Source organism: Streptomyces sp. NPDC001732, from assembly GCF_053596315.1.
Genome location: NZ_JBSFFY010000052.1, coordinates 36,920 through 47,660, shown reverse-complemented (window position 1 = coordinate 47,660; position 10,741 = coordinate 36,920). Strand labels below are relative to the sequence as shown.

The 10,741-nt window shown below is 73.2% G+C and carries 6 protein-coding genes; all 6 read right to left on the bottom strand.

The window, feature by feature from the left end:
* Nucleotides 1-101 precede the first annotated feature (101 nt).
* Nucleotides 102-1,568, bottom strand: a complete 1,467-nt coding sequence (locus ACWCXX_RS31785; protein ID WP_451133297.1) for an FAD/NAD(P)-dependent oxidoreductase — start codon at nucleotides 1,566-1,568, stop codon at nucleotides 102-104.
* On the bottom strand, nucleotides 1,549-1,809 hold the full coding sequence (locus tag ACWCXX_RS31780; protein WP_451133306.1) for a (2Fe-2S)-binding protein: 261 nt from the start codon (nucleotides 1,807-1,809) through the stop codon (nucleotides 1,549-1,551). The genes ACWCXX_RS31785 and ACWCXX_RS31780 overlap by 20 nt, the downstream gene beginning before the upstream one ends.
* A 106-nt stretch (nucleotides 1,810-1,915) precedes the next feature.
* Nucleotides 1,916-3,082 carry an NAD(P)/FAD-dependent oxidoreductase gene (locus ACWCXX_RS31775; RefSeq protein WP_451133295.1) on the bottom strand — a complete coding sequence of 389 codons (1,167 nt, stop codon included), beginning with the start codon at nucleotides 3,080-3,082 and terminating at the stop codon, nucleotides 1,916-1,918.
* Between the two features lie 159 nt (nucleotides 3,083-3,241).
* Nucleotides 3,242-4,984, bottom strand: a complete 1,743-nt coding sequence (locus ACWCXX_RS31770) for a pyruvate dehydrogenase (protein ID WP_451133293.1) — start codon at nucleotides 4,982-4,984, stop codon at nucleotides 3,242-3,244.
* Between the two features lie 64 nt (nucleotides 4,985-5,048).
* Nucleotides 5,049-6,806 (bottom strand): protein phosphatase 2C domain-containing protein, encoded by a 1,758-nt coding sequence (locus ACWCXX_RS31765; protein WP_451133291.1) that lies wholly within the window; start codon nucleotides 6,804-6,806, stop codon nucleotides 5,049-5,051.
* Between the two features lie 125 nt (nucleotides 6,807-6,931).
* Nucleotides 6,932-10,702: a S8 family peptidase gene (locus ACWCXX_RS31760; RefSeq protein WP_451133289.1), complete on the bottom strand. Its 3,771-nt coding sequence runs from the start codon at nucleotides 10,700-10,702 to the stop codon at nucleotides 6,932-6,934.
* Between the last annotated feature and the right edge of the window lie 39 nt (nucleotides 10,703-10,741).

Genomic DNA, 10,741 nt, shown 5'->3' with positions numbered 1-10,741 from the left:
GCGGAGGGGCGTCCGCATACTGGATGTATTCGGACGTTCCGACAACGCAGCGAGGTGCTGTAGCTGTCGTCGCGCGCCCGCCGGGGATTACGGGAGAGCCCTCAGGAGGGGCCGGACAGGTCGGCGAGGGCGGACAGCTTCACGGGGCAGGCCAGCGGGCGCCGGTCGGGTCCGGCCGATTCCTGTTCCCCGCCGTGCGCGGCGGCGAGTTCCCGGACGGCGAATCCGCAGGTCCGGCCCTGGCACCAGCCCATCCCGGCGCGGGTGAAGAGCTTGACGGTCCGGGGGTCGCGGGCGCCGAGCTCCTCGCACGCCGTGCGGATCCGGTCCGCCGGGACCTCCTCGCACCGGCAGATCTCCGTGTCGCCGGTCAGCCACGTGTGCCAGCCGTCCCCCGGCCGGTGCACGGTCCCCATCAGGGCGGCGAAGTCCCGCAGGCGGCGCCGGGTGCGGCGCAGCGCGGCCACGGGGCGCCCCGCCCCCTCCGGCGGGCCGCCCCGTGCCTGGCCGACGATCGAGATCGCTGCCAGTTCCCCTTCGCACAGGGCGAGTTCGACCCCGCCCACGCCTCCGGTCTCACCGGCCGCCCAGATGCCCGGAACCGTCGTCCTGAGCTGTTCGTCGAGCACGACCGCGTGCGTGCCGTCGGTGCCCGGACGCGTTTCGCAGCCCGCCGCCACGGCGAGTTCGAGCTGAGGCACGAGGCCGTGTCCCACGGCGAGCGCGTCGCAGGCGATCCGGCGACCGGTCCCCGCGACGGGGCGCCAGCGGTGGTCCACCCGGCTGACGGTCACCGCCTCCACGCGCCCGTCGCCGTGCACTTCGGTGACCGCGCGGTGGCTCAGCACCCTGACTCCGGCACGCATCAGCGTCGTACCGAACCTGACTGCCTCCACCGCCTTGCCGGGATTGGCGGCCAGCACCCGGGGGGCGCGCGCGTACGCCCCGTAGCCGGCGGCCTCGACCAGGGCCGGGACGCGCGCGCCGGCCCGCGTCAGCGAGGCGGCGACCGCCTGGAGGAGCGGACCGCTTCCCGCGACCACGATCCGGCGCCCCGGCAGCACCAGGCCGGACTTGAGCATGGCCTGGGCCCCCGCCGCGCTCACGACACCCGGAAGTGTCCAGCCGGGAAAGGGGAGTTGGCGTTCGTGGGCGCCGGTCGCCAGCAGCAGCCGGCGGGCCCGTACGGCGGTGCGGGTCTCCTCGTCGGTCCCGGTGACCGCGTGCAGGGTCCAGTCGCCGTCATCGGCCCGTTCGACCGTCCATACCTGATGGCTGGTCAGGTGTCGGACGGTGCCGGTCTCCCGGTGCGCGGCCAGCCGTGCGGACAGGTCTGCGAAGGCGGCCCAGTTGTGGTGCAGGGCCCGGGGCCGGGTGGCGCCGAGGCCGTCGGCCGGGTTGCGGTAGTACTGCCCGCCGGGCGCGGCGGCGGCGTCCAGCAGGACGACGCCGAGTCCGTGGTCGGCCGCGGTGACGGCCGCGGCCAGACCGGCGGGTCCCGCGCCCACCACGGCGAGGTCGGCGCGCCCGGTCTCGCGCGGGCGTCCCTCAGTCGTCGAGTGCGGCATGCCCGTCCCCCTCCTGCGTGGTGATGGTGTCGCCGGGCCGGGCGGGGAGCAGGCAGGCGCGCTGGTTGGGCCGGCCGTTGACGGTGGCCAGGCAGTCGTAGCAGGCGCCGATGCCGCAGAAGGCGCCCCTGGGGCGGCCGTTGACCCGGGTGGTGCGCCAGGTCATGATGCCCGCCGCCCAGAGCGCGGCGGCGATGCTCTGGCCCGGCAGTGCGCGGATCGGGCGGCCGTCGAAGGTCATCCGGAACTCCGGTCCGGGCTCGGCTCCGACGAGTTCGGCCGGGGTGCGTGCACGGGTGCGTCTCACGGGGTCCTCTCCTGGGGCGGGCGGGTACCGCTCCGCGCCGTCATGCGGCACGGTCCGGGGCGTCGAACCGGTCGGGCGCGAACGGTCCGAGGTCGAGTGCGGGCCGCTCGCCCCGGATCGCGTCGGCGATCAGCAGCCCGGTCGCAGGTGCCAGTCCGATCCCCGCCCCCTCGTGCCCGCAGGCGTGGAAGAGGCCGGGCACCCGGGGGTCGGGGCCGATCGCGGGCAGGTGGTCGGGCAGGTAGGGGCGGAACCCGTGGTAGGCGCGCAGCACCCGTACGTCCGCCAGCCGGGGGAAGAGGGCGGCGGCCCCGGCCGCCAGCCGGGCGACCACCGGGACCGACAGCGTCCGGTCGAAGCCGACCCGTTCGCGGCTCGCCCCGATGAGCACCGGGCCCGCGGGAGTGCCCTCCACCACCGGGGAGGTCTGCAGGGCGGCGGACCCGCTCGACACGTCGGCCACGTACTCCGCCGCGTAGACCTTGTGGCGGATCAGCCGGGGCAGCGGTTCGGTGACGAGGACGAACCCCCTGCGCGGGAGGACCGGGAGGTCCACCCCGGCCAGTGCGGCCAGCTCGCCGCCCCAGGTGCCGGCCGCGTTGACCACGACGGGGGCGTGCAGTTCGCCCCGCGTGGTGCGCACTCCGCGTACCGCTCCCGAGCGGTCCCGCAGTATCTCCACCACCTCCTCCCCCGGGTACGGGCGCGCCCCGGACCGGCCGGCCGAACGCATCAACTCCGCTGCTGCCAGGGCCGGTTGGACTTGTGCGTCCTGCGGGTAGTGGCAGCCGCCCGCCAGGTGCGGTGCGAGGTGGGGCTCCAGGTCGCGGAGCCGGTCGGCCGGGACGTGGTGCGCCTCGACCCCGGCCGCGCGCTGGCCGTCGGCCGTCGCGGACAGGGCGGCCAGGGAGTCCTCGGAGGCCGCGACGACGACGCCGCCCTTGCTCTCGTACTCGATGTCCGGGGGCAGTTCGGCGGCCAGCTCGCGCCACAAGGAGGCGGAGAGCAGGGCCAGTTCGAGCTCGGGTCCCGGCACCTTGTCGGAGACCAGCAGGTTTCCCTCGCCGGCTCCGGTGGTGCCGCCAGCCACGGGTCCGCGGTCGACGACGGCCACGGAGAGTCCGGACCGGGAGAGGTAGTGGGCACAGGCGGCGCCGACCACTCCGGCACCGACGATGACGACATCCAGGGGGTGTCTCGTGAGCACGTCAGTAATATGTCACATTGCTTTGAGGTCGCCAAGGGTGTGTACGGGGTCGGTTGATCAACCGTCATCCGACCGGCCGGACCCGTCGCACCGCGCCCGGCCGCCCCCGCCCGGGGCGGCGCGGGGCAGCACCGATCCGTCCCGCCTCTGCGGGCCCGGTCAGGGACGGGGCACGTTCCGCAGGTTGGAGCGGGCCATCTGGACCATCCGGCCCACCCCGCCGTCCAGCACGATCTTGCTGGCGGAGAGCGCGAAGCCGGTCACCATCTCCGCGCTGATCTTCGGCGGGATGGAGAGGGCGTTGGGGTCGGTGACGACGTCGACGAGCGCCGGGCCCTTGTGCCGGAAGGCGTCCTTGAGGGCCCCTTCGAGCTGTTTGGGCTTCTCCACCCGCACCCCGTACGCCCCCGCGGCGCGGGCGATCGCCGCGAAGTCCGGGTTCTTGTTGGTCGTACCGAAGGACGGCAGGCCAGCGACCAGCATCTCCAGCTCGACCATGCCGAGCGATGAGTTGTTGAACAGCACGACCTTCACCGGCAGGTCGTACTGCACCAGGGTCAGGAAGTCGCCCATCAGCATGGTGAATCCGCCGTCGCCGGACATCGAGACCACCTGCCGGTCCCGGTCGACGAACTGGGCGCCGATGGCCTGCGGCAGCGCGTTGGCCATCGACCCGTGGCTGAACGAACCGATCACGCGGCGTTTGCCGTTGGGCGAGAGGTAGCGGGCGGCCCAGACGTTGCACATGCCGGTGTCCACGGTGAACACGGCGTCGTCGTCGGCCAGTTCGTCCAGCACCGAGGCGACGTACTCCGGGTGGATCGGAACGTGCTTCTCGACCTTGCGGGTGTACGCCTTGACCACGCCCTCCAGCGCGTCGGCGTGCTTCTTCAGCATCCGGTCGAGGAACTTGCGGTCGGACTTGGCCTTCACCTGCGGAGTCAGACAGCGCAGCGTCTCACGGACGTCGCCCCAGACCGCCAGATCCAGCTTGGAGCGGCGGCCGAGGTGCTCGGGGCGCACATCCACCTGGACGATCTTCACGTCGGACGGGAGGAAGGCGTTGTACGGGAAGTCGGTGCCGAGCAGGACGAGGAGGTCGCACTCGTGGGTCGCCTCGTACGCCGCGCCGTAGCCGAGCAGTCCGCTCATGCCGACGTCGTACGGGTTGTCGTACTGGATCCATTCCTTGCCCCGCAGCGCGTGTCCGACCGGGGCCTTCACCCGCTCGGCGAACTCCATCACCTCGGCGTGGGCGCCCGCCGTGCCGCTGCCGCAGAACAGGGTCACGCGTTTCGCCCCGTCGACCATTCGGCGCAGCTTCTCGATCTCCTCGTCCCCGGGCCGCACCGTCGGCCGCGAGGTGACCAGGGCGTGCTCGATCGACTTCTCCGGCGCGGGCCGGGCCGCGATGTCGCCCGGCATCGTGACGACGCTGACCCCGCCCCGGCCGATCGCGTGCTGAATGGCCGTCTGGAGCAGCCGCGGCATCTGCTCCGGGTTGGAGATCATCTCGTTGTAGTGGCTGCACTCCTGGAAGAGCAGCTCCGGGTGGGTTTCCTGGAAGTAGCCGAGGCCGATCTCGCTCGACGGGATGTGCGAGGCGAGGGCGAGCACGGGTGCCATGGAGCGGTGGGCGTCGTAGAGGCCGTTGATCAGATGCAGATTGCCCGGCCCGCACGATCCGGCGCAGGCCGCCAGCGAGCCGGTGACCTGGGCCTCCGCACCGGCGGCGAAGGCGGCCGTCTCCTCGTGCCGCACCTGGATCCAGTCGATGCCGCGATGGCGCCGGACGGCGTCGACGACCGGGTTGAGGCTGTCGCCGACGACGCCGTACATGCGCTTGACGCCCGCCCGGACGAGGATGTCGACGAACTGCTCCGACACGTTCTGCTTGGCCATGGATGCGTACCTTTCCGCGCTTCGGCTTCCGGACTCCGCATCCATCAACCCACGGCACGCGCGGTTACGCCTCCCAGACGCCGACCCCCGTACGGTCGTCGGAGTACCCCTTCACCCGGAGCTGGGTGTCCGCGAGGAAGGGCACGAGCCCGGGTGCCCCGCCGCGGGCCCAGCGCCCGGCGAGCTCCGCGGCCAGGGCGGGTTCGCCGCGCACCGGTTCGGCGAGACCGGCGCTGCACAGCAGCAGGGCGTCTCCCGGCCGGGCGACCGAGGCCCGGAAGCGAAACGGTTCGGCAGGCGGGCCGGTCGGGTTCTCGGCGGAGGGGGACGCGGGCGCGGCGGTCGCCGGGTCCGGGCCGGGACGTTCGTCGTCGGGGCCGTTCCCCGGCGCCGTGGCCCGTGGGGGTTCGAGGTCCTGCCAGACGGCGTCGCGCAGCCGGAAGAGTCCGCCGTCGCCGACGCCGAAGAAGATCCTGGTGCGGCAGTCGGGGTCCGCGGGCAGCAGGAGGCAGCGCAGTCCCGCCGTGTACTCCCGCGGCTCCAGCCCCTGTTCGGCGGCGCGGGCGCGCAGCTTGCCGCAGGCCCGGTCGGTGAGGCGGTTCAGGCCGGACTTGAGGTCTCCGCGACGGCCCGCCCTTATGTCCTCGGCGAGCCGGACGTGGCTGCGGCCCACGGCCTCGCCGATCCAGCGGCAGGCGTCGGCCGCCGCCAGGTGCGCCAGCCGGGTGGCGCGGGCCCCGGTGGCCACGGCGACCAGGACCAGCGCGCTCTCGTCGGCGCCGAAGCGGGCGGTGAGCAGCGCGTCCCGGCGGGGCTCGCCCCGGAAGCGCGCGGAGTCCCCGCGCACGGAGGCGGCGCGCAGGGTGTACGTGCCGTAGCGGGCGCCGTCGAGCACGGTGTCGGCGACGAGGCCGTCCAGCTCCTCGGCGGTGGCGGCGGGCAGGGCCGTGGGCTCGGCGTCGTAGGTGGGCGGCCGGTCACCCACGTGGCCGATCGCGGGACGGGAGGCGGGCGCGGGCCCCGGCTCCGGGACGGCGGGCGCGACGGGGGCTTCGGTGAGGGAGGGCGTCACCGGGGCGGAAGGCGTCACCGGGGCGGCGGTTTTCTCGGCGACCGGTCTCCTGGGCAGCGGCGGCATCGACGCCGACGCTTCGGTGTCCGGCGGCCCGAACGGCCGGTCCGAGGCGGAGCCCGGCTCAGGGACGGGCGGCGGACAAGGGGCCTGCCGCGGGTCCACGGGAACGCGCGGTGCGGCGAAGGTGCGCGGCTGCGACGGCCCGGCCGGGGAATCCGCCGGAGGGGTGCCCGGGGCACGTACGGCCGTGACCGGCGGCTCCCAGGGGGCCCGTTCCCCCTCCAGCCGGATCGTCGGCGGGACGGACGGGACGGGAGGTGCCGACGGGACGGGCGGCGCGCTTGGGGCGGGTGGAGCGGGCGGCGTGGCTGGCGCGGGTGGCACCGACGGGGTGGGAGACGCGGTCGGCTTGCGAGGTGGGACCGGTTCGGAAGACGCGGTCGATTCGGAGGACTCGGCTGATTCGACAAACGCGGCCGGTCCGGGAGACGCGCCCGGAACCGCCGTTCCCAGGACCACCGTCGCCGGACCGGTCGCGTCCGGAACCGCCGTTCCCGAACCCGCCTTTCCCCGGCCCGCCGTCGCCGGACCGGTCGCGTCCGGTCCCACCGCGTCCGACGCCGAGTCGAAACGGTCGTCGAGGCTGTCGGCCGCGTCGCCCGTTCCGGTGTCCCGGACCTCCTCGTCGTACAGCCTGTGCCACCAGTCGTCCTCATGGGCGGTGGGCTTCTCCCCCTGCTGACTCATTCTCTTATTGTCGGCCGCACGGGCCGTACGAAAACGGGGCATCCGGAAAAAGTGGCCCCGGACATGGGTCCGCCGGGCGCCCCCACCCCCCACGGGGAGGACGCCCGGCGGACCGGTCCGGGTGATCAGCGCACGGCGTATGCGGCGGTCACGGTCTGGACGACGGAGTTGCCGTTGGCATCCGTCAGTTCGGTCTTCAGGGTGACCAGCTTGCCGGCCGCGTCCGCGTGGTTCACGGTCGCGGTCCACCGGCCGTCCTGCTGGGCGGTGGTCCCGGCGGTCCAGGTCTGGCCGCCGTCGTACGAGTACGAGACCTTGGCCGCGGTCAGCTTGCCGGGCGTGTAGCCGGCGTGACCGGTGACGCTCAGGCCGATCTTCTGACCGTCCTTTGCCGCGAGGGTCTTGAGCCCGTCCGCGTCCAGGTCGTAGCTCGGGAAGAGCAGCGGGATGCCCTGCGAGTACGCGTTCTCGTCACGCTTCGAACGGAACTTCCAGGTGGTCTCGGTCTCGGTGGACCGCTTCCACGCGGCGGCGGGCTGACCGAACTTCGTGGTCCGCATGGTGAGTTCGTACGCGGCGTCCTCGGCCGGGACGGTGAACACCCCGGACGGCCAGCCGGTCTCGCCGATCAGCTTGCCGTCGCTGGACAGGCTCATGTTGCCCACGTCACCGAAGGAGCCCTGGAGACCGGCGTGCTCGCTGTCGCTCCAGAAGCCCGGGGCGACGCCGATCAGGTTGTCCTGGCGCTCGGCGGCGAGCTGGAGCTCGCCGGCGGCGTCGCGCGGGGCGGCGGGGGCCGGGATGCCCCGGTACCAGTTCTCCGTGCGCTTCGAGCCCGCCTCGTAGGTGCGCAGCTGGTCGTACATCAGCTCGCCCCAGGGGAAGCTGGAGGAGAGGTACCGCTCCCAGGCGGTGTCGTCGCCCGTCGAGTAGTACTCGGTGCGCTTGCTGGGGACGGCGACGGAGTCGGTGATGGCGGAGAACCTCCCGCCGTACGGGCGGTTGATGAGCATCATGTCGACGTAGTCCGCCGCGATGCCCATCGCCTCGTAGTTGGCGGTGACCTTGCCGAGCTTGGTGTCACGGACCTTGTAGGTGCGGTCCGAGGTGATCGGGCCGGTCTCGGGGTACGCCAGGTTGTAGACGAACGGGCTGACGGCCGTGGCCTTCCAGCTCAGCTCCACCGGGCCGTCGGCCAGGGCGGCCTTCAGCGCGGCGGCCTCGTCCGCCTCGATGCCGAGCGACGGCACCGGCGCCGAGGCGTAGCCGACGGACGGGCTCCAGGGGCCTGCGGAGGGGCGGTGGGCGACGACGGCCTTCGCACCCGCGGCCTTGGCGTCGCGCGCCTGGGCGTACATGTAGCCGTCGTCGCCGACCTCGACCAGGGCGATCTTCCCGGCGACGTCCGCGGCCTTCAGCTCGGCGGGGGTGCCCTTGCCGGCGTCGACCAGCGCGGCGCGGCCCGTGCCGTCGAGGTTGACGGAGCCGGTGCTCGCCGCCCTCGGGTGCAGTTCGGCGCCGCCGACGACCGACAGCTTCTCGATCTGCGGGGCGTACGCGCGCCAGAAGCTGGCGAACTCGAAGTCGCCGTCGCTCGCCCTGCCCTGCACGTCGGCCAGGTAGTTCTTCACCATGGAGTTGCCGGTGATGGAGCCCGAGTGCAGCCAGACGTCGTCCCAGCTGCGGCCGAACGCGAGCGTCGTGGAGCGGTTCTCGGAGGCCCGGTCCGTGGTCTTCACCTGGATGCGGTGGGCCTTGCCGGCGTCCAGGACCACGGTGGTGTCCTTGGTGACGTTCAGCTGCGGCCTCGCGAGGTAGGCGACGGAGTCGGCCGTGCGGCCGGTGGCGTCCTTCGGGTCGGCCGTGGTGACGAAACCGGACAGGAAGTACGCGCCGGGGCGCACCTGGTAGACCTGGTCGGTCGCGCCGTCGTTGAAGCGGCGCTCACCACTGGCGGTGTCGGTGCCGATGACGTCCAGCGAGGAGGAGCCGGAGGCGGGCTTGCCCGCGCGGTCGACGAGCTTGACGCGCAGGGTGACGGTCTCGGCCTCGACGTACAGCGAGAACGGGGTGGAGACCTTGGCGCCGTCGGGGCCGGTGGCCAGCACGCGTCCGGTGACGTCGCCGTACTGGGCGGCCTTCAGCTTCGCCGTCGGGTCGATCTCCAGCGGAACCTTGACGGTGGCTCCGGCCGGCACGGTGACGGTGCGCGCGCCGAGCTCGGCGATCGCGGAACGGACGGCCGAGCCGTCGTTCCCGGTGACGCCCTGGACCTTCAGCGAGAGCTTCACCGGCTTGTCGCCGGAGTTGGTGTACGGGACGTCGACCGTGGTGCGGTCGGTGCGGCTCTGCGGCCAGTCGAAGGTGCCGCCCTGGATGGCGGGGGCGCCGACGAGAGTGGTGTCGATGGCGGCCTTGACGTCGAGCCGGCCACCGCCGGTCTCGCGCACGTCGCCGGGGATGTCGCTCTTCGCGGAGGACACCAGGGCCGCCTTGATCTGCTGGGCGGTCCAGTCCGGGTGACGCTGCTTCACGATGGCCGCGGCGCCCGCGACGTGCGGGGTGGCCATCGACGTACCGGACATCGACTGGTACGCGTAGATGCCCCGGCCACCGGCGGCGGCGGCCGAGATGTTGACGCCGGGGGCGGCGATCTCGGGCTTGAGGGTGTGCGAGACGATCGCGGGGCCGCGGCTGGAGAACTGGGCCGTGGAGTCGTCGCGGTCGACGGCGCCGACGGTCAGCACGCTCGGGGCGCAGCCGGGCGAGGAGACGGTGTTCAGGCTCGGGCCCGAGTTGCCGGCCGCGATCACGAACAAGGTGCCCTTGCTCTGGGCGAGCTTCTCGGCGGCGACGCTCATCGGGTCGGTGCAGTCGGTCGGCTCCGGGCTGCCCAGGCTCATGGAGACGACGTCGGCCTTCTGGTCGACGGCCCACTGCATGCCGGCGATGATCCAGGACTCGGCGCCGAAGCCGCTGTCGTTGAGGACCTTGCCCGCGAGCAGGTCGGCGCCGGGGGCGACGCCCTTCTTCTTGCCGTCGCTCGCGGCGCCGGAGCCGCCGACGGTGGAGATGGTGTGGGTGCCGTGGCCCTGGCGGTCGTCGGCGGTGTTGGAGTCGGTGAAGTTCTCCGATGCGGCGACCCGGCCCTTGAGGTCGGGGTGCTCGGCGTCGACACCGGTGTCGAGGACGGCGACCTTGGTGCCCTTGCCGTCGTAACCGGCGGCCCAGGCGAGGTCGGCGCCGACCTGCTTGGTCGACTTGTCGAGGGTGGCCTGGACCTTGCGGTCGAGCCAGAGCTTCTTCAGCCCGGAGGCCGCGAAGGAACGGGTGCCGCGGGTGACGTCCGCCCAGAAGTCGGCGGCCTTCTCCTTGTCCGCCTTGAGCGCGACGCCGTCGATGGCGTCGAGCGCCGGTCCGCGCTTGGCTCCGCGCGGGGTGGCCGCCAGGGTGCGGGCCGCGGCCTTGTCGTAGACGGCGATCAGCGGCAGCGACTTGGCGTGGGCGTCGTCGTAGCCCTGCCGGATGAGACCGGTGACGTTGAAGAGTTCCTCGTCGACCCGGCCCGCGGCCAGCGCGCCGGTGGCGGTGTCGGGGTAGACGTAGAGGTCCTTGCCGGCCTGCCTGGTCTGGATGAGGGGGACGGAGCCGTCCTCACGGGGCAGCGCGGTGGCCGAGGCGGCCCCCGAACTGTCCGTGCTCACCAGGACCTTGTCGCCGGTGACCAGTGTCACGGTGACCGGCTTGCCCTGCTTGGCCTCGGCGGCGGCGCTGCCGGTCAGTGGTCTCTTACCCGTCGCCTCGTCCTGCGGCGCTGCCGCGGACGGTGCGATCGCGGTGACGGCCAGGACGGCGGCGGTGGCCGCCCCCAGTGCCGTGCGCGATATCGGACGCATCGCTCTCCCCAAGTGAATCCGGAACCAACCTGCGTAAAC

What these genes read in the sequence shown, in the direction of transcription:
- ACWCXX_RS31770 (WP_451133293.1), bottom strand. Translation starts at nt 4,984, where the DNA reads ATGGCCAAGCAGAACGTGTCGGAGCAGTTCGTCGACATCCTCGTCCGG.
- ACWCXX_RS31760 (WP_451133289.1), bottom strand. Translation starts at nt 10,702, where the DNA reads ATGCGTCCGATATCGCGCACGGCACTGGGGGCGGCCACCGCCGCCGTC.
- ACWCXX_RS31780 (WP_451133306.1), bottom strand. Translation starts at nt 1,809, where the DNA reads ATGACCTTCGACGGCCGCCCGATCCGCGCACTGCCGGGCCAGAGCATC.
- ACWCXX_RS31785 (WP_451133297.1), bottom strand. Translation starts at nt 1,568, where the DNA reads ATGCCGCACTCGACGACTGAGGGACGCCCGCGCGAGACCGGGCGCGCC.
- ACWCXX_RS31765 (WP_451133291.1), bottom strand. Translation starts at nt 6,806, where the DNA reads ATGAGTCAGCAGGGGGAGAAGCCCACCGCCCATGAGGACGACTGGTGG.